This window comes from Oerskovia flava, from assembly GCF_026163685.1.
Classification (GTDB): Bacteria; Actinomycetota; Actinomycetes; order Actinomycetales; family Cellulomonadaceae; genus Oerskovia_A; species Oerskovia_A flava.
The window spans coordinates 384,398-406,284 of sequence record NZ_JAOXSR010000002.1; the positions used below are offsets into that span (position 1 = coordinate 384,398).

The 21,887-nt window shown below is 73.5% G+C and carries 17 protein-coding genes; 11 read left to right on the forward strand and 6 right to left on the reverse strand.

The window, feature by feature from the left end; all coding sequences use genetic code 11:
* Positions 1-62: 62 nt before the first annotated feature.
* From glgX to OHL10_RS06490, 4 genes are read left to right on the forward strand one after another with little or no spacing between them, the layout of a single operon-like run.
* The gene (gene glgX / locus OHL10_RS06475) at positions 63-2,198 is read left to right on the forward strand and encodes a glycogen debranching protein GlgX (protein ID WP_265521352.1); all 2,136 of its coding nucleotides are present in this window, start codon (positions 63-65) and stop codon (positions 2,196-2,198) included.
* Complete coding sequence (treY, locus tag OHL10_RS06480; RefSeq protein WP_265521353.1) at positions 2,195-4,726, forward strand: malto-oligosyltrehalose synthase; 2,532 nt, start codon at positions 2,195-2,197, stop codon at positions 4,724-4,726. The genes glgX and treY overlap by 4 nt, the downstream gene beginning before the upstream one ends.
* 23 nt (positions 4,727-4,749) lie before the next feature.
* Entirely contained in the window at positions 4,750-6,567 is a 1,818-nt protein-coding gene (treZ, locus tag OHL10_RS06485) for a malto-oligosyltrehalose trehalohydrolase (protein ID WP_425498974.1), read from the forward strand.
* A 14-nt stretch (positions 6,568-6,581) separates the two neighbouring features.
* Positions 6,582-7,472 (forward strand): polyphosphate kinase 2 family protein, encoded by an 891-nt coding sequence (locus OHL10_RS06490; protein WP_265521355.1) that lies wholly within the window; start codon positions 6,582-6,584, stop codon positions 7,470-7,472.
* 17 nt (positions 7,473-7,489) lie between these two features.
* Here the strand turns inward: OHL10_RS06490 and zapE are convergent, their stop codons facing one another.
* Positions 7,490-8,518 (reverse strand): cell division protein ZapE, encoded by a 1,029-nt coding sequence (zapE, locus tag OHL10_RS06495; RefSeq protein WP_265521356.1) that lies wholly within the window; start codon positions 8,516-8,518, stop codon positions 7,490-7,492.
* Between the two features lie 76 nt (positions 8,519-8,594).
* Here zapE and OHL10_RS06500 point away from each other — a divergent pair, with 76 nt between their 5' ends.
* Positions 8,595-9,410, forward strand: coding sequence for a dihydrofolate reductase family protein (locus tag OHL10_RS06500; protein ID WP_265521357.1), 816 nt, complete (start codon positions 8,595-8,597; stop codon positions 9,408-9,410).
* A 4-nt stretch (positions 9,411-9,414) separates the two neighbouring features.
* The gene (locus OHL10_RS06505) at positions 9,415-9,900 is read left to right on the forward strand and encodes a hypothetical protein (protein ID WP_265521358.1); all 486 of its coding nucleotides are present in this window, start codon (positions 9,415-9,417) and stop codon (positions 9,898-9,900) included.
* A 40-nt stretch (positions 9,901-9,940) separates the two neighbouring features.
* Here OHL10_RS06505 and cuyB read toward each other — a convergent pair whose 3' ends face one another.
* The 3 genes from cuyB to gndA are packed head-to-tail and all read right to left on the reverse strand — an operon-like array spanning position 9,941 to position 13,372.
* Positions 9,941-10,678 carry a cysteate racemase gene (gene cuyB / locus OHL10_RS06510; RefSeq protein ID WP_265521359.1) on the reverse strand — a complete coding sequence of 246 codons (738 nt, stop codon included), beginning with the start codon at positions 10,676-10,678 and terminating at the stop codon, positions 9,941-9,943.
* The gene (locus tag OHL10_RS06515; RefSeq protein WP_265521360.1) at positions 10,671-11,930 is read right to left on the reverse strand and encodes a carboxylate--amine ligase; all 1,260 of its coding nucleotides are present in this window, start codon (positions 11,928-11,930) and stop codon (positions 10,671-10,673) included. Before OHL10_RS06515 ends, cuyB begins: the two co-directional genes overlap by 8 nt.
* Positions 11,927-13,372, reverse strand: a complete 1,446-nt coding sequence (gene gndA / locus OHL10_RS06520; RefSeq protein WP_265521361.1) for an NADP-dependent phosphogluconate dehydrogenase — start codon at positions 13,370-13,372, stop codon at positions 11,927-11,929. The genes OHL10_RS06515 and gndA overlap by 4 nt, the downstream gene beginning before the upstream one ends.
* 179 nt (positions 13,373-13,551) lie before the next feature.
* Here gndA and OHL10_RS06525 point away from each other — a divergent pair, with 179 nt between their 5' ends.
* Genes OHL10_RS06525 through OHL10_RS06535 form a run of 3 tightly spaced genes read left to right on the forward strand, consistent with a single transcriptional unit; the run spans position 13,552 to position 16,520 of the window.
* The gene (locus OHL10_RS06525) at positions 13,552-14,145 is read left to right on the forward strand and encodes a DUF3000 domain-containing protein (RefSeq protein WP_265521362.1); all 594 of its coding nucleotides are present in this window, start codon (positions 13,552-13,554) and stop codon (positions 14,143-14,145) included.
* Positions 14,142-15,419, forward strand: coding sequence for an HRDC domain-containing protein (locus OHL10_RS06530; RefSeq protein ID WP_265521363.1), 1,278 nt, complete (start codon positions 14,142-14,144; stop codon positions 15,417-15,419). Before OHL10_RS06525 ends, OHL10_RS06530 begins: the two co-directional genes overlap by 4 nt.
* 24 nt (positions 15,420-15,443) lie before the next feature.
* Positions 15,444-16,520: a lipid II:glycine glycyltransferase FemX gene (locus OHL10_RS06535; protein WP_265521364.1), complete on the forward strand. Its 1,077-nt coding sequence runs from the start codon at positions 15,444-15,446 to the stop codon at positions 16,518-16,520.
* A gap of 38 nt (positions 16,521-16,558) precedes the next feature.
* Here OHL10_RS06535 and OHL10_RS06540 read toward each other — a convergent pair whose 3' ends face one another.
* Both OHL10_RS06540 and OHL10_RS06545 read right to left on the reverse strand, forming a co-directional pair.
* Entirely contained in the window at positions 16,559-17,434 is an 876-nt protein-coding gene (locus OHL10_RS06540) for a TlpA family protein disulfide reductase (protein ID WP_265521365.1), read from the reverse strand.
* 111 nt (positions 17,435-17,545) lie between these two features.
* Positions 17,546-18,139, reverse strand: a complete 594-nt coding sequence (locus OHL10_RS06545; RefSeq protein WP_265521366.1) for a TetR/AcrR family transcriptional regulator — start codon at positions 18,137-18,139, stop codon at positions 17,546-17,548.
* Between the two features lie 219 nt (positions 18,140-18,358).
* Between OHL10_RS06545 and OHL10_RS06550 the strand changes: the two genes are divergently transcribed.
* On the forward strand, positions 18,359-19,654 hold the full coding sequence (locus tag OHL10_RS06550; RefSeq protein ID WP_265521367.1) for a thiolase family protein: 1,296 nt from the start codon (positions 18,359-18,361) through the stop codon (positions 19,652-19,654).
* A gap of 3 nt (positions 19,655-19,657) precedes the next feature.
* Positions 19,658-21,781 carry a 3-hydroxyacyl-CoA dehydrogenase NAD-binding domain-containing protein gene (locus OHL10_RS06555; RefSeq protein WP_265521368.1) on the forward strand — a complete coding sequence of 708 codons (2,124 nt, stop codon included), beginning with the start codon at positions 19,658-19,660 and terminating at the stop codon, positions 21,779-21,781.
* The last annotated feature ends 106 nt before the right edge of the window (positions 21,782-21,887 follow it).

Consider the following 21,887-nt stretch of genomic DNA (forward strand, 5'->3'; position numbering starts at 1 on the left):
CGCCGGCCCCGCTTAGGGTGTCCTGCGACGACAAGCACAGGTTGGGGTGGAATCCTCATCCCATGCAGATCTGGCCCGGACACCCCTACCCCCTCGGCGCGACCTACGACGGGTCAGGCACGAACTTCGCCCTCTTCTCCGAGGTCGCCGAGCGCGTCGAGCTCTGCCTCCTGGACGACGACGGTACCGAGACCCGGATCGAGGTCGAGGAGGTCGACGCCCACGTCTGGCACGCCTACATCCCCGGCAAGGGCCCCGGAACGCGGTACGGGTACCGGGTGCACGGCCCCCACGACCCCGCGGCCGGCCACCGGTGCAACCCGACCAAGCTTCTCCTCGACCCGTACGCGAAGGCGATCGACGGTCAGATCGACGGTGACGAGGCGCTGTTCTCCTACCGGTTCGACGACCCCGAGTCGAACGAGGTCAACGAGGACGACTCCGCCGGTCACACCATGACGTCGGTCGTGGTCAATCCGTTCTTCGACTGGGGCCACGACCGGCCGCCGAACCACGACTACCACGACAGCGTCATCTACGAGGCGCACGTGCGCGGACTGACGATGCAGCACCCCGACGTCCCCGAGGAGCTGCGCGGCACGTACGCCGGACTGGCGCACCCCGCGATCATCGAGCACCTCACCGAGCTCGGGATCACGGCCATCGAGCTCATGCCCGTGCACCAGTTCGTCAACGACCCCACGCTCGTCGCCAAGGGACTGTCGAACTACTGGGGCTACAACACGATCGGCTTCTTCGCCCCGCACAACGGCTACGCCGGGTACGGCACGCGCGGCCAGCAGGTCATGGAGTTCAAGTCCATGGTCAAGACCATGCACGAGGCCGGCATCGAGGTCATCCTCGACGTCGTCTACAACCACACCGCCGAGGGCAACCACCTCGGTCCCACGCTGTCGTTCCGCGGGATCGACAACAGCGCCTACTACCGGCTCGTGGACGACGACAAGGCTCACTACTTCGACACCACGGGCACGGGCAACTCCCTGCTCATGCGCTCGCCGCACGTCCTGCAGCTCATCATGGACTCGCTGCGGTACTGGGTCGAGGAGATGCACGTCGACGGGTTCCGGTTCGACCTCGCCGCGACGCTCGCCCGGCAGTTCCACGAGGTCGACCGCCTCTCGGCGTTCTTCGACATCGTCCAGCAGGACCCGATCATCTCCCAGGTCAAGCTCATCGCCGAGCCGTGGGACCTGGGCGACGGGGGCTATCAGGTGGGCGGCTTCCCACCGCTGTGGACGGAGTGGAACGGCGACTACCGCGACACGGTCCGCGACTTCTGGCGCGGCGAGCCCTCGACGCTGCCCGAGTTCGCGTCGCGCCTCACGGGATCGTCCGACCTCTACGAGCACTCGGGCCGCAAGCCGATCGCGTCGATCAACTTCGTCACGGCGCACGACGGCTTCACCCTCGCCGACCTCGTGTCCTACAACGACAAGCACAACGAAGCCAACGGCGAGGGCAACAACGACGGGGAGAACCACAACCGGTCCTGGAACTGCGGCGAGGAGGGCCCGACGTCGGACCCCGACATCCTCGAGCTCCGCGCGCGCCAGCGCCGCAACTTCCTCGCGACGCTGCTGCTGTCCCAGGGCGTGCCGATGCTCGCCCACGGCGACGAGATCGGACGTACCCAGCAGGGCAACAACAACGGCTACTGCCAGGACAACGAGCTCACCTGGATGGACTGGGGCGGCGACGACGGCCTGGACGAGGACCGCGCCGGGCTGCTGGAGTTCGCCCGGATGCTCGTGCACCTGCGCCGGGACCACCCGCTGCTGCACCGTCGGCGGTTCTTCGTCGGACGTCGGCCCGACGACGACCCGGACCTGGTCCCCGACATCGAGTGGTTCGACATCTCCGGGGAACGCATGGACGACGCCGACTGGAACCAGGGCTACGCCCGCTCGGTCATGGTGTTCCTCAACGGCGACACGATCCCGGAGAAGGACCGGCGTGGCGAGCCCATCGTCGACGACTCGTTCCTGCTGCTGCTCAACGCGCACCACGAGTCCCTGGACTTCACGCTGCCCGTGTCGGCGTACGGCGAGGGGTGGACCGTGGTGTTCGACACCGACCACGCGGTGAGCCCCGGTGACGAGCTCGCGGCCGGTGACGTCCTCGCCGCGGCGGGCCGCTCGACCGTGCTCCTCACGCGACCCCCGGCCGACGCGTGAACGCGCGCCGCCGGCCCGCACCCGGACGCCCGGTCCCGACCTCCACCTACCGGCTGCAGCTGTCCGCGGAGCTCACCTTCGACGACGCCGCCGCGCAGGTCCCCTACCTCGCCTCGCTGGGCGTGACGCACCTCTACCTCTCCCCCGTGCTCCAGGCGGCGCCCGGTTCCACGCACGGGTACGACGTCGTCGACCACTCCCGCGTGAGCGACGTCCTGGGCGGGCGCGAGGGCCTGGACCGCCTGGCCGCGAGCGCCCGCGCGGAAGGGCTCGGGATCGTCCTGGACGTGGTGCCCAACCACATGGCGGTGCCGGTGCCGGTGTGGCACAACCATGCCCTGTGGTCCGTGCTGGCCGAGGGGGACGGTTCGCCGTTCGCGCACTGGTTCGACGTGGACTGGTCGGCGGGCGAGGGTGCGCTGCTCATGCCGGTGCTGGGCGACCGGCTCGGCGACGTCCTCGCCCGCGAGGAGCTCTCGCTGGCGCAGGAGGAGATCCCGGGGGTGGGTGTGCGGACGGTGCTGCGGTACTTCGAGCACGTCTTCCCGGTGCGAGAGGGGACGCAGGACCTGCCGCTCGCCGAGCTGGTGGAGCGTCAGCACTACCGGCTGGCGTACTGGCGGGTGGCGAACGAGGAGCTGAACTACCGGCGGTTCTTCGACGTGGGCACCCTCGTGGCGGTGCGGGTCGAGGACGAGTCGGTGTTCGACGCGACCCACGAGGTGATCCTCTCCCTGCTCGCGGACGGGACGGTCGACGGGCTGCGCATCGACCACCCGGACGGGCTGGCGGACCCCGCGGGGTACCTGGAGCGGCTCGCCGAGCGCACGGGCGGTGCGTGGGTCGCGGTGGAGAAGATCCTCGCGGGCTCCGAGCAGGTGCCCGCCGACTGGGACACGGTCGGCACGACCGGGTACGAGGGTCTGTGGCGGACGCAGTCGTTGTTCGTGGACCCGGGCGGGCGCACCGCGCTCGCTGCGGTGATGACGAGCCTGACGGGCGACGAGGCGGGCAGCCTCGAGCACCTCGTGGAGGCGTCGAAGCGGGAGATCGTCGCCGACTCCCTGTACGCGGAGGTGCACCGGCTCACGGACCTGGCGGCGGCCGTGTGCGCGGCCGACCCGCGGCTGCGGGACCACACGTGGCGCGCGCTGCGCGAGTGCGTGCAGGCGCTGCTCGTCTCGTTCGACCGCTACCGTGCGTACGTGGTGCCCGGGGTGGAGCCGCGGCGCGAGTCGCGCGAGGCCGTCGAGCAGGCCGCGGAGCTCGCGCGCCGGTCGCTCGCGGCCGGCCGGGTGGAGACCCTCGACGTCCTGGTGGAGCTGGTGCAGGGCCGGGAGGTCGGCAGCGCGGGCCGACGCCGTGAGCCGCTGCGCGACGAGCTCGTCGTCCGTTTCCAGCAGGTGTGCGGTGCGGTCATGGCCAAGGGTGTCGAGGACACGGCGTTCTACCGGTGGACCGAGCTGGTCTCGTTGTGCGAGGTGGGTGGTGAGCCCGACCGGTTCGCGATCGGTGCGCACGAGTGGCACGCGTTCGCCGAGCGGTTCGGGGAGCAGACGCCGCTCGCGCTGACGACGTCCTCGACGCACGACACCAAGCGTGGCGAGGACACCCGCGCGCGGCTGGGGGTGCTCTCGGAGTACTCGACGCAGTGGGCGTCGCTCGTCGGCGAGCTGCGTGCGGCGACGTCCCGCACCCGGGGGGCGCTCGTGGACGGGCGGGCGGAGAACCTGCTCTGGCAGACGCTCGCGGGCACGTGGCGCGAGAGCGCGGACCCGCAGGGGGAACCGATCGAGGCGGACCGCCTGGAGGCGTACCTCGTCAAGGCGCTGCGCGAGGCGAAGACGCGCACGTCGTGGACCTCGCCCGACGCGGCGTACGAGGAGGCCGTCCTCGCGCTCGCGCGCGGCGCGCTGGCCGATCCTGCGGTCGTCGACCTGCTCGCCGGCTGGGCGCGCCGGACGGCGGACGCGGTGCGGGCGGCGTCGCTGGGCACCAAGCTCCTGCAGCTGACGATGCCCGGGGTCGCGGACGTCTACCAGGGCAGCGAGTCGTTCGACCCGGTGCTCGTGGACCCGGACAACCGCCGTCCGGTCGACGCGGTGCGGCTCGCCGGCGACCTCGAGCGTCTCGACGCCGGCGGGGGCCCGCACTCCCTGTCCGACGAGAAGCTCCTCGTGACCTCGCGCGCGCTGCGGGTGCGGCGCGCGCACCCGGAGGCGTTCGTCGGGCCGGACGCGGGCTACCTCCCGCTCGCGAGCTCGACCCCGTGCGCGCTCGGCTTCGCGCGCACGGTCGGTCCGGACGCCCCCGGGGCTCGGGCGCTGACGGTCGTGTCGCGCCAGACCGGGGTGCTCACGCGCACGGGGGGCTGGCGCGAGCACACGCTCGCGCTGCCCGCGCCTGACCGGGGCGCCCGCTGGCACGACGTGCTCACGGGACGCGCGTTCGAGCCGGGGCCCGTGCGCGCGGCCGACCTCCTCGGAGCGCTACCGGTGGCGCTGCTCGTCGGCGAGGAGGACGGATGAACACCGTCCGCCCGCCGGACCAGATGCCGATGATCCCCGTCCCGGGCCCGCGCCCGGTGGTCTGGGCCCCCCGCGCACGGACCGTCGACCTCGTCCTGCCCGGCGAGGGCGCCCGGTTCCCGGGCGGTGACACGACCCGCTCGCGGCGAGTGCCGCTGCGCCTCGTCGGCGCGCACCTGCCCGGCTGGTGGGGGGCCGACGACGAGCTCGCCGCCGGCAGCGACTACGCGTTCAGCCTCGACGGCGGCCCGCCGCGCCCCGACCCGCGCAGCCCGCACCAGCCGTACGGCGTGCACGGCCCGAGCCGTTCGTTCGACCCCGCGTTCGACTGGACCGACGGCTCGTGGGCGGGCCGTGAGGTGCTGGGATCGCTCTGGTACGAGCTGCACGTCGGCACGTTCACGGCCGCCGGCACCCTGGACGCCGCCGTCGAGCGCCTCGACCACCTCGTGGACCTCGGCGTCGGGACGGTCGAGCTCATGCCGCTCGCCGCGTTCGGCGGACGGCACGGCTGGGGCTACGACGGCGTCCACCTGTACGCGGTGCACGAGCCCTACGGCGGGCCGCGCGCGCTGCAGCGCTTCGTCGACGCCGCCCACGCCCGCGGGCTCGCCGTGGCCCTCGACGTCGTCTACAACCATCTCGGACCGTCGGGGAACTACCTGCCCGAGTTCGGGCCCTACTTCACCGACGCCGCCACCACCCCGTGGGGCGACGCCGTGAACCTCGACCAGGCGGGCAGCCTCGAGGTGCGCGAGTGGGTGCTCGACAACGCCGCACGCTGGTTCACCGAGTTCCACGTCGACGCGCTGCGGCTGGACGCCGTGCACGCGCTCGTCGACTCCTCCCCCGTGCACCTGCTGGCCGCGCTCGCCGGGCGCACCGCGGCGGTGGCCGAGGAGGTCGGCCGGCCGCTGCGCCTGGTGGCCGAGTCCGACGAGAACGACCCGGCCACCGTGACCTCGGCGTCGCTCGGCGGGCGCGGCATGGACGCCCAGTGGGCCGACGACGTCCACCACGCGGTGCACGCCCTGCTCACCGGGGAGCGGCACGGCTACTACGTCGACTTCGGGTCGGTGGAGGTGCTGCGCACCGCCCTGACGGGGGCGTTCGTCCACGACGGCTCCTACTCGACGTTCCGTGGCCGCACGTGGGGGCACCGCGTGCCGCGCGGCACGGACGGTCACCGGTTCCTGGTGTTCGCCTCCAACCACGACCAGGTCGGCAACCGCGCGCTGGGCGACCGACCCTCGCGGACCCTCGACGTCGGCGGGCTCGCGATCGCCGCAGCCCTCGTCCTGACCTCCGCGTTCACGCCGATGGTCTTCATGGGCGAGGAGTGGGGCGCGACGACGGACTGGCGCTACTTCACCGACCACGACGACCCCGAGCTGGCGGAGGCGATCCGGCGCGGACGCACCGCCGAGTTCGGCGGCCACGGCTGGGCCCAGCTCTACGGCACCGAGGACGTCGACGTGCCCGACCCGCAGGACCCCGCGACGCGGGACGTGAGCGTGCTCGACTGGGACGAGCGCGACGCCCCGGAGCACGCCCGGCTGCTCGCCTGGTACCGGACCCTGGTGTCCCTGCGGGAGCTGCCCGACATCGCCTCCGGCGACCTCGACGCGGTGCGGGTGCACGGTCGCGACGACGACCCGCTGCTCCTCGTGGAGCGTGGCGCGGTGACGGTCGTGCTCCACCTCGGCCCCGAGCCGCGCGAGGTCACCCTGCCCGACGCGGGGCCGTGGAAGCTGCTCGCGGCCTGGGACCCGGACACCGTGCTGGTCGCGCACCGGCTGACGATCCCGGCGCGTTCGACCGCCGTGATCGGTCGGGGGTGAGTACGCTCGTCGCCATGGCGAAGCAGGCGAGGCACAAGAAGTCGGGCGAGGACGCCGAGGCGTCGGGCTGGGACGTCGCACCCGGTGAGGCGCTCCGGGTCGGTACGGGCTTCGACGTCCACGACGTCGACCGCGGGGCGACGCCAGGATGGTCCCGCGGGCGCAAGGACGCGGAGCGGCTGCTCGCCGCGCACGCCGACGAGCTCTCCGACCTGCAGGAACGGCTCTTCGCGGAAGGTCGCAGCGGCGGCAGCCGCTCGGTGCTGCTCGTGCTGCAGGGCATGGACACCGCCGGCAAGGGCGGGATCGTGCGCCACGTCGTCGGGCTCGTCGACCCCCAGGGCGTGCAGCACCGCTCGTTCGGCGTGCCGACGGCCGAGGAACGCGCGCAGCACTACCTCTGGCGCATCCGCAAGGCGCTCCCCGACCCCGGGCACATCGGCGTGTTCGACCGGTCTCACTACGAGGACGTCCTCGTCGTGCGCGTCAACGAGCTGGTCCCGCCCGAGGAGTGGGAGCCCCGCTACGACGAGATCAACGCGTTCGAGCAGGAGATCACCGACGCCGGCACCACGGTGGTGAAGGTCGCCCTGCTCGTCTCCCACGACGAGCAGAAAGCACGGCTCACCAAGCGGCTCGAGCGCCCCGACAAGTTCTGGAAGTACAAGCCGGCCGACGTCGACGAGCGCGCCAAGTGGCCGGCCTACCAGGAGGCCTACCAGGCGATGCTCGACCGCACGAGCACGTCGACGGCGCCGTGGCACGCGATCCCCGCGGACAACAAGTGGTTCGCCCGGCTCGCCGTCAGCGAGCTCCTGCTCGACGTCCTGCGCGGGCTCGACCTCGGGTGGCCGGAGGCCGACTTCGACGTCGAGGCCGAGAAGCGTCGGCTCGCCGAGTCCTGACGGACCCGGGGCCGCCCTCAGACGCGCGCGAGCGCGCGGCCGTCCTCCGCGAGCGCCCCGAGCCGGGACAGCGCGCGGTAGTACTTCTTGCGGTACCCGCCCGCGAGCATCTCGTCGGTGAACAGCCCGGCCTCGCCCGTGCCGCCGAGCAGCACCGGGACGTCGCGATCGTACAACCGGTCCACGAGCACCACGAGCCGCAGCGCCGCGGACTGCTCGGTGACCGGGTGCACGCCGGTGAGGCCGACCAGCGAGACGTCGTCGAGGAGCGCGCCGTAGCGGCTCGGGTGGACCTGCGTGAGGTGCGCGAGGAGGTCGTCGAACGCGTCGACCGTCGAGCCCTGTCGCGCCGACGCGACGGCGACGATCTCGTCCTCGGGCAGCGGGTCGGAGGCCGTCACGACGCTGCGGTGCCGGTAGTCCTCGCCGTCGACGCGCAGCACCTCGAAGCGGGCGGCGAGCGCCTGGATCTCGCGCAGGAAGTCCTCGGCCGCGAACCGGCCCTCGCCGAGGGCGTCGGGCAGGGTGTTCGACGTCGCGGCGAGCGCCACGCCGTGGTCGGCGAGCTCGCGCAGCAGCCGGGACATCAGGACCGTGTCGCCCGGGTCGTCGAGCTCGAACTCGTCGATGCACACGAGCGTCTTGGCGGACAGCGCCTCGACGGTCGGCCGGAACCCGAGCGCGCCGACGAGGTTCGTGTACTCGACGAACGTCCCGTACGCGCTGCGCTCGAGACCGACCGCGTGCGCGAGGGACGTCAGCAGGTGGGTCTTGCCGACGCCGAAGCCGCCGTCCATGTAGACCGCGGGGGGCGTCGTCGGGCGGCGACGGCCGAAGAGCGCACGGACGGCGCTCCGGCCCTCCCCCGTGAGCTGCTGGGCGACGGCCTCGAGGCGCGCGACGGTCGTGGCCTGGCTCGGGTGGTCGGGGCTCGCGCGGTACGTCGAGAACCGTGCGTCGTCGAAGTGCCGGGGTGGGACGAGGTCGTCCAGCAGCCTCGACGCCTCGACGCGCGGGCGCACGCCGACCAGGGATCTCGGGGTCACGGGTTCCCTGGTCGGACTGGTGGGAGAGGCGCTGGTCACGGTCGTCCAGCCTACGCCTGCCGCTAGCCTGGGCGCTGTGACCTGCCCCACCGCACCGCCCGCCTCACCGAGCCCCTCCGCGGGCACCCGTCCTCTGCCGGCGCTCGACGTGCTCGTGCCGACGGACGGGACGGACGGGACGCGCATCGACCCGGACCCCTCCGAGCGGCGCCTGTCCGGGCTCTACGCCTACCCGGAGGGCGCGACCGTCCGCGCGAACATGGTCACGAGCGTGGACGGGGCGGCCTGGGGTCCGGACGGCCGGTCCGGGTCGATCAACGACGCGGCGGACTGGCGGGTGTTCCGGGTGCTGCGCGCCCTCGCCGACGTCGTGCTGGTCGGGGCGGGGACCGCCCGCGCCGAGGGCTACGGACCCTTGGGCGTCCCCCGCGGGCTGGGAGGGCTGCGGCGTGGGGACCGGCCGCTCGAGGTCGCGGTCGTCACGGGCCGCGGGGACGTGCCACCCGGGCTGGTGACCACCGACCGTGCGCCCTACGTCCTCACGAGCGCCCGCGGGGCGGACGCCGCGCGGCGCAGCGTCCCGGCGGACCGGGTCGTCGCCGTCGGGCAGGACGAGGTGGACCTGCGCGCCGGCCTCACCGCGCTGGCGGGGCGCGGCCTGCGGCACGTGCTGTGCGAGGGCGGGCCGCGCCTGCTCGGCGACCTCCTGGCCGACGACCTCGTCGACGAGCTGTGCCTGACGACGACGCCACGGCTCATCGGCCCGGGTCCGGGGCGTGTGGTCGGCCCGGTCGGCGGGCCCGCGCCCGCGACGGTGCGCGACGCCCACCTCGCCCACCTGCTGCACTCGCGCGGCACGCTGCTCGCGCGGTGGGTCCGACCGATAGGCTGAGCGCGTGACCGACACGATTCTCGTCCTGACCGAAGACACCCTCGCCGCGGTGGACGTGGAGCACATCCTGTCCCTGCACGCGGGCGAGACGCTCGCCTACCGGGTGCTGGTGCCCGCCGACACCGAGCGCAACCTGGTCTCGGCCATCATCGACCACCTCAGCGTGGGTGAGCTCAAGGAGGCGTGGGACGAGGTGCTCGGCCGTGAGCCCTCCCCCGACCAGGCCACCGCCACCGCACAGGAGCAGCTCGACGAGAGCGTCGCCGCGTTCGTCGCGGCCGGGCGCGAGGCCACGGGTGCCGTCACGGACGACGACCCGCTGCCCGCCCTGCGCAAGGCCGTCGCGGTGGGCGACGTCCGGGAGATCGTCGTGGTGACGTACCCGCACGCGGTCGAGGACACATTCCACACGGACTGGGCGTCGCGGGCGCGCGACGACCTCCACCTGCCCGTGCTGCACCTGTACTCCGGCACGAGCGAGCTCGGCTGACGCGCCGGTGCGCTCGGCGGGACGCCGAGCGCACCGGGGATCAGTCCTCGCGGACCGTGTGCCCCGCGCGCACGATCGTCGCGCGCGCGAGCTGGTCCATCGAGTCCAGGAACTGCGGCTCGGCGAGCAGCCCGTGGTCGACGGCGACGACCGAGAGCTCGGTGCAGCCGAGGATCACCACCTGCGCGCCCCGGTCGAGCAGCCGGCCCGCGACCGCGCGGAACGTCGCGATGTCGACCGGGCGCCCGGCCTTCACCTCGTCGTAGATGATCCGCGACACGAGCGCCTGGTCCGCGTCGTCGGGCACGATCGCGTCGACCTGGTGCTCGGCGAACGCGTCCTGGTAGACCCCTGACGCCACCGTGCCCGCCGTCGCGAGCAGGCCGACGGCCTCGAGGCCCGGCACCCGGGACCGCGCCGCGTCGACCGTCGTGTCGATGATGCTCACGAACGGCACCGTCACCGCGCCCTGGACCTGCCGCGTGAAGTAGTGCGCCGTGTTGCACGGCATCACGAGGAAGGACACCCCGAAGGCCTCCAGGCGCCGCGCGTCGCGCGCGAGCACGGGCCCCGGGTCGGCGTCCGATCGTCCGAGCACGAAGTCCGTGCGGTCCGGGATCGTCGCGTGGTTGAGCACCACCATGTCGAGGTGGTCCTGGTCGCGGTCCGCCTGCGTGCGCTCCACCACGAGCTGGAGGAAGTACGCGGTCGCGAGCGGGCCCACTCCCCCGATGACCCCGACGGGGAGGTCGCCGGGCGCCGGCTCGACGTCACCCACCCGAGGACCCCTCGACGTGCGCGGCGGCCCGCGCCGCACCCACCGGGTAGTACCGCCGGAACTTGCGGAACTGCTTGAGCTCGGAGGCCCACACCCACAGCCGGCGGCGCAGGTCACGGTCCGCGGAGTACTTCAGCGGGTGCCCGACCCGGCGGACCTTGCGCAGCCGCGCCCGCACGTCGGGGTCGCCCGCCGCGCGCACGTAGCGCCCGAGGAGCGGCCCCGGCACGATGCGGTACAGGACCGACATCCGGCGCGGGTCCGGGACACGGCCACCCTGCAGGTGCTCGCCCACCCAGTAGGCGACCGGGTTGACCCCGCTCGCCGTGAGGTAGAAGTTCGAGCGCCCGGTGCGCGGGTTGAGCTCGAAGAAGTGCCCCCGCCCGTCGCGCGGGTCGACCTTGATGTCGAAGTTCGCGAACCCCGTCCAGCCCAGGTGCTCCACGAGCCGGCGCGCGTCTGCCTCGATCTGCGGCAGCGGACCGGTGAGGATCGCGGCCGGGTTCCCGAGGGTCCCCGGCGTGTGCTCCTCGAGCAGGACGTGGCCGCCGTGCGCCATGCGCACCTGGCCGTCGGAGTCGGAGAACGTCGTCATGATGCGCATCTGCGCGTCGTTGCCGGGCACGAACTCCTGGATGATGAACGGCTGCGTGTACCCCGCGTCCCCCGCGGCGCGCAGCAGCCACTCCAGCTCGGAACGCTCCGAGAGGTGGTGGACCTTCTGCTTCCCGGGGAAGGACGTGTGGTGGTAGGCCACGTTGTCACCCGGCTTGGCCACGATGGGGAACGTCAGGTCGAGCTCGCCGACCGCCTCGCCCCCGTGGCGCACGACGGTCCGGGGGTGCGGCACCCCGAGCTCGATGCACAGCTCGGAGAACTTCTGCTTGTCCATGACCCGGTCGAGCAGGTCGGCACGGGTGTACGGCACGACCGCGACGTCCTCGATCTTCGCCCGGTGCTCGGCGAGCGCCTGGACGTACCAGTCGACGCACGTGACGACCATGACCGGAGCCTTGGCGTCCGCCGCGAGCCGACGGATCGTGCGGACCATCACCTCGGGGTCGTCGAGGTCCGGCTCGAGGACGTTGGTGAGGATCTGCGAGTAGCGGATGTTGCGGGTGGACACGACCGAGACGACGGTGCTGCGCACGCCGTACGCCTCGTGGAACGCGCGGGCCAGGCTGTAGGCACCCGAGTCACCACCGAGGATGATCGGGTGCACCACAGCCGGCCGGGTGACGCGAGCGCTCACGCGTCGCCTTCAGCGGTCTCGGTGCGGTCGCCGGTCCACTCCGTGTGGAAGACGCCGGCCTTGTCCACGCGGTGGTACGTGTGCGCGCCGAAGAAGTCGCGCTGCGCCTGGATGAGGTTGGCGGGCAGACGCTCGGCCCGCACCCCGTCGTAGTAGGCGAGCGAGGACGCGAACGCCGGCGTGGGCACCCCGTGCAGGGCGGCCGCGGCGACGATGCGGCGCCACGCGGGCACCCCGTTGCCGACCGCGCCCGTGAAGTACTCGTCGGACAGCAGCAGCGGCAGCTGCGCGTCACGCTCGTACGCCTCGGTGATGCGGTTGAGGAAGCGCGCACGGATGATGCAGCCGCCGCGCCAGATCCGTGCCATGGCGCCGCGGTCGATGTCCCAGCCGAACTCCTCGGACGCCGCGGCGATCTGGTCGAACCCCTGGGAGTACGCCACGACCTTCGAGGCGTACAGGGCCAGGCGCACGTCCTCGACGAACGCGTCGCGGTCCGCGACGGACCAGGTCTCGGTGTGCGCGGGCAGCACGCCGACGGCGGCCTGCCGCTGCGGCACCGAGCCCGAGAGCGCACGCGCGAACGTCGCCTCGGCGATCCCCGTGATGGGGACACCCAGGTCGAGCCCGTTCTGCACGGTCCAGCGGCCCGTGCCCTTCTGCTCCGCGCGGTCGAGCACGACGTCGACGAACGCGCTGCCGGTCTCGGCGTCGACGTGCGCGAGCACGTCGGCCGTGATCTCGATGAGGAACGACTCCAGGTCGCCCGTGTTCCACTCCGCGAAGATCTCGCCGATCTCGGCGGCCGTGGCACCCAGCCCTTGCTTGAGCAGGTCGTAGGCCTCGGCGATGAGCTGCATGTCGGCGTACTCGATGCCGTTGTGCACCATCTTCACGAAGTGCCCGGCGCCGTCCGGACCGACGTACGTGCAGCAGGGCACGCCGTCGACCTTCGCGGAGATGTCCTCGAGGATCGGGCCCAGGGTCACGTACGACTCGGGGGCGCCGCCCGGCATGATGCTCGGGCCGTTGAGCGCGCCCTCCTCGCCGCCGGAGACCCCGGTGCCGACGAAGTGCAGCCCGTGCTCCTTGAGCTCGGCCTCGCGCCGGCGCGTGTCCGGGAAGTGCGCGTTGCCCGCGTCGATGATGATGTCGCCCGTCTCGAGGAGCGGGACGAGCTCGGCGATCACGGCGTCCGTCGCGGCGCCGGCCTTGACCATGATGACGACCTTGCGGGGCCGCTCGATCGAGGCGACGAAGTCCGCCATGGACTCCGAGGCGACGAAGTCGCCCTCGTCGCCGTGGTCGGCCACGAGCGAGGCCGTCTTGGCGTAGGACCGGTTGTGGACCGCGACGGTGTACCCGTGACGGGCGAAGTTGCGGGCGAGGTTGCGGCCCATGACCGCCAGGCCGGTGACGCCGATCTGTGCGCGTGCTGCCATCTGCTTCGGTGCTCCTCGGGGGGTCGGAGCCCTCCCGTGCCGCGGGCGCCTGGCAGGCCAGGGCCGTGACGGGGCACGAGCGGGCGGATACGCACGACAGCCTAGTGCGGTCATCACGATTCGATGCTGCCCGCGCGTCCCGACCTCAGAATGTGGACGTCTCTCGTACTGTGCGTCCTGTGATCAGTGCCGGAGAGGCAGACGCCCCTACCGAGTTCCGCCACGCCCTGGAGTCGATCAAGGGCCGGGCCCTGCGGCCCGAGGTGCGGCTCGAGGAGGTCCCCGCGCCCCGCCGCGTGGCGCCGTTCTCCGTCGCCCTCACCGGCGAGGTCGCCGGGGCGACGTCGGAGGACCCCGAGCTCGCGACGGGTCGCTTCATCGTGCTCTACGACCCCGCGGGCCAGGAGGCCTGGCACGGCCGGTTCCGGGTCGTCACGCTCGTGCGCGCCACGCTCGAGCCGGAGATGGCCTCCGACCCGTTGCTCGCGCAGGTCGCGTGGACCTGGGTGACGGAGGCGATGGCGCAGGCCGGCGCCGCGTCGCAGGCGGACGGCGGCACCGTGACCCGCGTCCTGTCGCAGAGCTTCGGGGCGCTCGCCGACCGGGCGAACGACGTCGAGCTCGAGATCCGGGCGTCGTGGACCCCCGCCACGACCGACCTCGGCCCGCACCTGGAGGCCTGGTCGACGCTGCTGTGCACCGCGGCCGGGCTGCCCCCGCTCCCGGACGGCGTGACGGCCCTGCGCCCACGACGCAATACCGTGGGGCCATGAGCTCGGCCACCATCCCTCCCGTCCCGCCCACCGACGACGCGCCCACCGACGACGCGCCCGCCGCCCGCCCGGTCGTGGCCCTCACCGAGCCGGCCGACGGCGTCGGACCGGTCGTCGACACCCCGGCAGCGTTCGCCCGGGTCGTCGAGGCGTTCGCCGCGGGCTCCGGGCCGGTCGCCGCCGACGCGGAGCGTGCCTCGGGGTACCGCTACGGGCAGCGCACCTACCTCGTCCAGGTCCGCCGCGAGGGTGCCGGCACCGCCCTCGTCGACCCGGTCGGCGTCCCCGACCTCTCGCCGCTGACCGAGGCGCTGCGGGGCACCGAGTTCGTGCTGCACGCCGCCTCCCAGGACCTCCCGGGCCTGGCCGAGCAGCGCCTCGTCCCCGACCGCGTGTTCGACACCGAGCTCGCCGCCCGGCTGCTCGGCTTCGAGCGGGTCGGTCTGGCGGCGGTCGTCGCCGAGGTCCTCGGCCTCGGGCTGGCGAAGGAGCACTCCGCCGTCGACTGGTCCACCCGCCCCCTGCCCCCGGAGTGGTTGCGCTACGCCGCGCTCGACGTCGAGGTGCTCGTCCCGCTGCGCGAGGCCCTCGGCGAGCAGCTGGAGGCCGCCGGGAAGGCCGAGTGGGCCGCCGAGGAGTTCGAGGCCGTCCGGACCGCCCCCGCGCCCCCGCCGCGGGAGGACCCCTGGCGCCGGACCTCCGGCACGCACACCCTGCGCGACCCCCGCCGGCTCGCGGTCGTGCGCAGCCTGTGGGAGGCGCGCGACCTCAGCGCCCGCAAGCGGGACATCGCCCCCGGCCGGGTCCTGCCCGACCGCGCGATCGTCGCGGCGGCCCAGGCGCTCCCCCGCTCGGTGCCCGAGCTCGTGGCGCTGCCGCTCTTCGCGGGCAAGGGGACCCGCCGCCGCGCGGCCGCCTGGCAGCGCGCGATCGACGAGGCCCTCGCCCTGCCCGAGTCGGCCCTGCCGTCGAACCGCGGACCGCGCACGGACGCGCCGCCGCCCCCGCGCGCCTGGGCGGACCGCAACCCCGAGGCCGCGGCCCGGCTCGAGGCTGCGCGCGCCGTCGTGCAGGAGCTCTCGACCGAGCTGTCGGTGCCCGTCGAGAACCTCCTGCAGCCCGACGCGCTGCGCCGGGTGTGCTGGACGCCACCACGTCCGGCCGACGCCGAGCACGTCGCGGAGTTCCTGCGCGGGCGCGGCGCGCGCGAGTGGCAGATCGGCCTGCTGGCCGAGCGGCTGTCGGCCGCGTTCGCCGAGGTCACGAGGTCGTGACCGGCGAGCGGTAGGGTCTGGGGCATGCTCTCCGACTCGCCCTCCCCGTCGGCCTCCGCGGCCTCCGTCCTGACCGTCACACCCGTCACCGATCGCGTCGTGTGGGACGCCGCGGTGAACGCTCACGGGGGGCACCCGCTGCAGCTGTGGGGCTGGGGCGAGGTCAAGGCGACCGGCGCGTGGACCCCGCACCGGCTCGAGGCGGTCGACGCGCAGGGGCGCACCGTGGGGCTCGCGCAGGTGCTCGTCCGGTCGCTGCCCGCGCAGTTCAAGGCCCTGTGCCACGTGCCGCGAGGGCCCGTCGTGGCAGCCCCGGGCGACGACGGCTGGGGCGTGGGGCCGGGCGTCGGCGACGACGCGACGCGCGACGCCGTGAGCCGCGCCGTGGTCGAGTGGTGCAAGAAGAACGTCGGTGGCGTCGGCATCACGCTCGAGCCGGACTGGCCCGTGGGCACGCACCTCGACCTGCCCGACGCGCGGCCTGCGGCGAACCCGATCCTGTACCCCGTCACGCTCATCCTCGACCTGACGAGGACGCAGGACGAGCTCACCGCGGCGATGGGCAAGTCGACGCGCTACGACATCCGCAAGGCCGCCCGCACGGGCCTCGAGGTCCGTCGGGTGACGGACGAGGCCGAGGTGCGCCAGGTCCTCGCCGTCTACCACGAGACGGCCGAGCGGGCGGGCTTCGCGCTGCACGACGACGAGTACTACCTCGCCATCCACCGCGAGCTCGGCGAGCACTCCGTCCTCGTCGCCGCGTTCTCCGAGGGCGCCCCGGTGTCGTTCGTCTGGTGCGTGGCGTCGGCGACGACGTCGTTCGAGCTGTACGGCGGGATCAACGACGCCGGCCGCAAGCTCCGCGCGAACGCGCCCGTCAAGTGGCACGCGATCACGCTCGCGCAGGAGGCGGGCCTGGTGCGCTACGACATGAACGGCCTCCTCAACGACGGCATCAGCGAGTTCAAGCGCAGCTTCGCCCAGCACGACGACGAGCTCGTGCAGAGCGTCGACGTGCCCTTCTCCGTCTGGTACACCGCCTGGAACAAGGGCCTGCCGACCGCGAAGAAGGTCGTGCGCAAGCTGCGCGGCAGCCGCTGACCTGAGGTCAGCGACCCGGGCGGCCTGCGCACGGCCGGTCACCGCAGGCCGGCGGCCACGAGCGCCGTCGTGACCACGGCCGCGGCCAGCACGCCCGCGGCGGTCACGACGGCCGCCGCGGGTCCGCGCCGGTCGAGCGGCAGCCGCCCGAAGAGCCGTGACACGCGCGCGAGGAGCGCGAGCGGTGCGGCGGCCCGCCAGACGTCCCGCTCGACCTGCGAACCGGCAGCCTCGACGACGCCCGGCAGGTGCCCGACGGCGCGCAGGAGCGGCCCGGCCATGCCGCGGCTGCGCCCCCGACGCGGCGACCGGCCCGCGACCGTCCGCGTGAGCGCGTCGCGCAGACCTCGCTCGTCGTTCGCCCAGTGGGCGCGGTAGCGGATGGTGCCGTCGGCGGTGAGGACGTAGGCCGAGTTCGGCTTGGGACCGAGCTCACGGTGCAGGGTGCCGTCGATGTCGTCGACGGCGACCTCGAACGGCACCTGGTGGTGGTCCCGCAGGAGCCGGGCGTGCGCCAGCTTCTGCGCGGACGTCCGCGGCTGCGGCAGGTCCTGGCCGGGGTGCGCCTCGCGTGTGCTGACGAGGACGAACCGCACGTCGCCACCGAGGTCGGCGTGCAGCGCACGCAGCACGGGGACCGCGCTCTCTGTGACCGGGCAGGTCCTCGACCCGAAGACCAGGAGCACCGGTGAGTCGCCGAGGTCGTCGCTGCGGAACCTCCCGCCGTCGAGCGTCGGCAGGTCGAAGGACGGGACGACGTCGCCGGGGCCCGGTGCGTGCGCCGGGAACCGCATGTCGTCGATCAGCAGACCGGTCCGGAAGCGCTCGAACCGGTAGTCGGCCCCGCCGCGACCGGCCGGCACCGTGCCGTTCGACATGCCGGTCGTGGTCGTGGGGCGTGCGGTGCGGGTCATGGGTTCTCCTCGGGGTGATGAGCGGTGGGCGTGTTGACCGTTCGGTCAAGTTGGTGGATGCGCGATGGGACCGGCCGGGCCGACGCCGTGCGGCGGAACGAGCAGGGAGGGTCAGCCGGGTGCGCCGAGCAGCGCGCGCACTCCCGACCGCGAGCGGTCGGCGAGGCCGGCGCCGCCGTCGACCTGCGCGAGGAGCGCCATCCCCTGCAGGTACCCGAGGACCTGGCGCCCCACCTCCGCGGGGTCGAGCCCGCGGGCGAGATCGCCCCGAGCCTGCCCCTCGCGGACCGCGTCGGCGAAGTACCCGCTCCACGCGTCGAGCACCTCGGCGGCCCGGGTGCGCGCGTCGTCCCCGTGGGGCGCGAGCTCGGCCGCGAGCGGCCCGACGGGGCAGCCGGGCATGGTGCCGGTGCGCTCGGCGACCAGGACGAGCATGCCGCAGAACCCCTGGACGAAGGCGTCGATCCGCTGGAGCGGAGGCGCGGGCGCGTCGAAGGCCTCGTCGAGCATCGCCCGCACCAGGAGCCAGTTCGTGTCGAGGAGGGTCAGGCCGAGGGCGTCCTTCGACCCGAAGAAGTGGTAGAAGCTCCCCTTGTGCACACCGGCGGCCTGGCAGACGTCCTCGACGCTCACCTGGGCGAAGGACGAGCCGTGGACGAGCTCGCGCGCCACCCGCACGATGCGTTCTCTCGTGTCCCGCGCCATGGACCCCGCCCTCACCGTTCGCGACGACCGTCCGGCCGCGCGGCCGACTTGACCGCTCGGTCAACAACGTAGGCGACCGCCACCGCCCGGTCAAGGAGTCGCGGGCCCCGCCTGGCGAGACCGCGTCTCAACCGAGGGTGCATTTTCCTGGTACTCGCGGTAGCGTGTAACGGTGAGCGGTGCCGCTCCGGACACCGCCGTCCCGATCCAGGAGAAGCCATGACCTTGGCCCACAGTGGGGCTCCCCGACGCGCGGTCCGCGACGTCGTCTTCGTCGAGGGAGTACGCACTCCCTTCGGCAAGGCCCGCCCTGACGGCATCTACGCCGAGACCCGTGCCGACGATCTCGCCGTCAAGACCCTCCGCGAGCTCCTGCGACGGCGACCCGAGCTGCCCGTCGAGCGGGTGGACGAGGTCGCTCTCGCGGCGACGACCCAGACCGGCGACCAGGGCCTGACACTCGGTCGCAGTGTCGCGGTCCTCGCCGGGCTGCCGACGTCCGTGCCGGGCTTCGCCATCGACCGCATGTGCGCCGGGGCGATGACGGCCGTGACCACGACCGCCGCGAGCATCGCCGTCGGCGCGCAGGACGTGACGATCGCGGGCGGCGTCGAGCACATGGGCCACCACCCCATGGGCGAGGGCTCCGACCCCAACCCGCGGTTCGTCGCGGAGAAGCTCGTCGACTCCTCGGCCCTCGTCATGGGCGCGACCGCGGAGAACCTGCACGACCGCTACCCGCACCTGACCAAGGAGCGCGCGGACGCCTACGGCGTCGCGAGCCAGGCCAAGTACGCCAAGGCCCTCGCGAACGGCGACATCACCCCCGGCCTGGTGCCCGTGGCCACCCGCTCCACCGCGCTGGGCTGGGGCCTGGCCACCGCCGACGAGCTGCCCCGACCGGGCACGACCGTCGACCAGATCGCCGACCTCAAGACGCCGTTCCGCCCGGGCGGGCGGGTGACCGCGGGCAACGCGTCCCCCCTGACCGACGGTGCGACGGCGTGCCTCCTCGCGGCCGGTGACGTGGCCGACGAGCTCGGCCTGCCCGCGCGCATGCGCCTGGTGTCCTACGCCTACGCGGGCGTGGAGCCCGAGGTCATGGGCATCGGCCCGGTGCCGGCGACCGAGCGCGCCCTGCGCACCGCCGGACTCACCATCGACGACATCGGTCTCTTCGAGATCAACGAGGCGTTCGCGGTGCAGGTCCTGGCCTTCCTCGACCACTTCGGGCTGCCCGACGACGACCCGCGCGTCAACCAGTACGGCGGCGCGATCGCGGTGGGTCACCCGCTCGCGTCCTCGGGCGTGCGCCTCATGAGCCAGCTCGCGCGGCAGTTCGCCCAGCACCCCCAGGTCCGGTACGGCCTGACGACGATGTGCGTCGGCCTCGGCATGGGCGGCACGGTGATCTGGGAGAACCCCCACCACGCCGACTACTCGGGCCACTCCGACCCGAGCGCCGGGCACACCGCCCCCGCGCCGACCACCGCACCCACCGACCGGGAGAGCTGAGCGATGAGCACCACGACCGACGCACGCGCCGAGCGCGTCACCCACTCCCTGGTCCGCGACGTCGAGCTGCCCGGCGGCGCCGGCGTCCTCGCGCTCGTGACCCTGGACAACGGCCTCGACCACACGAAGCCGTCTACCCTCGGGCCGCTCGGCATGGCCGAGCTCACGACCGCCCTCGAGGGCCTCGCGGAGCGTGCCGGCCGCGGGGAGATCGTCGCGGTCGCCGTGACGGGCAAGCCCTACTTCCTCGCGGCGGGCGCCGACCTCACCCTGGCCGCGCAGGTCTCGACCCACGAGGACGCGCTCGAGCTCGGCCGCTCCGGCCACCGCGCGTACCGCCTCCTCGGCGAGATGGGCGTCCCGACCTTCGCGTTCGTCAACGGCCTCGCCCTCGGCGGCGGCCTCGAGGTCGCGCTGAACTGCGACTACCGCACGGTCGCGAGCGACGCCCCCGCCCTCGCGCTCCCCGAGGTCGGCCTCGGGCTCGTCCCCGGCTGGGGCGGCGCGTACCTCGTGCCGCGCCTCGTCGGCGTGGAGCGGGCGATGGAGGTCATCCTCGCCCGCCCGGCCGCGAACAAGCCGTACAAGGCCCAGGAGGCCTACGAGATCGGGCTGGTCGACGCGCTCTTCGAGGCGCCGGACTTCCTCGAGTCGTCGATCCGTTGGGCCGCCGCGGTCCTGTCGGGCGAGATCGTCGTGGAGCGGCGCGAGCTCGACCCCGCCCCGGTGTGGGACGCGGTGGTGAGCGCCACGCGCCGCCAGCTCGACGCCGTCGTGCAGGGGTCCCGGCCCGCGCCGTACCGGGCGCTCGACCTCGTCGCCGCGGCACGGACCGCCACCAAGGACGAGGCGTTCGCCGCCGAGGACGAGGCGCTGGCCGACCTCATCATGAGCGACGAGATGCGCGCGAGCGTCTACGCGTTCGGGCTCGTGTCGAAGGGCAAGAAGCCCACCGGCGCACCCGACCCTCAGCTCGCGCGGCCCGTGACCCGGGTCGGCATCGTGGGCGCCGGCCTGATGGCCGCGCAGATCGCGCTGCTGCTCGCCCAGCGCCTCGGCGTCCCCGTCGTGATGCGGGACCTCGACCAGGAGCGCGTCGACAAGGGCCTGGCGTTCGTGCGCTCCACGGTGGAGAAGCTCACCTCCACCGGCCGGATGTCCCGCGACATGGGTGCCAAGATCCTCGCGACGGTGCACGGCACGACCGACATCACCGACTTCGCGGCGTGCGACGTCGTCATCGAGGCCGTCACCGAGATCCTGCCGCTCAAGAAGAAGGTGTTCGCCGAGCTCGAGGACATCATCTCCCCCGAGGCGATCCTCGCGACCAACACCTCGGCGCTGTCGATCACCGAGATGGCGGCCGACCTGCGCCACCCCGAGCGGGTCGTGGGCCTGCACTTCTTCAACCCCGTCGCGCAGATGCCGCTCGTCGAGGTCGTGCAGGCGGCGAAGACCTCCGACGAGGCGCTGGCGACCGGCTTCGCGATCGCCAAGAAGCTGCGCAAGACCGCGGTGCTCGTGGCGGACCGCCCCGGCTTCGTCGTCAACCGTCTCCTCATCCTGCTGATGGGCAAGATCGTCGAGGCGGTGGAGGCCGGGACGTCGGTCGAGGTCGCGGACCGTGCGGTCGCACCGCTCGGGCTGCCCATGCCGCCGTTCGCGCTGTTCGACCTCGTCGGGCCGGCCGTGGGCCTGCACGTGCTGACGTCGCTGCGCGAGGACCTGGGCGAGCGGTTCCCCGTCTCCCCCGGTCTGCAGCGCATCGTCGACGAGCAGATCCCCGTCGTGCTCAACGCGCCGAAGGGCCTGCCGAAGCCGGTCGACCCGTCGATCCAGCGGGTGTTCGGCAGCGGTGAGGCCGGAGGCCAGGGCGCCCTGGACGAGGCCGGTGTGCTCGACTCGGTGCTCACCGCGCTCACGCGGGAGATCGGGCTCATGCTCGACGAGGGCGTCGTGTCCTCGCCGGCGCAGATCGACCTGTGCATGATCCTCGGCGCAGGGTGGGGCTTCCACCTGGGCGGGATCACGCCGTACCTCGACCGCACGGGGTACAGCGAGAAGGTGCTCGGCCGCCGTCTGCTGCCCGACGGCGTCGCGAACGTCCCGGCGGTCCAGGTCGCCTGACCCCACGTCGAGCATGCGGTGGTGGGCCGTCCGGACGTCCGGGCGGGGCCCCCCCCCCAGGGCGGAGCGGACGGGGGGGGACGACCCCCCCCACCCCCGCCCCACC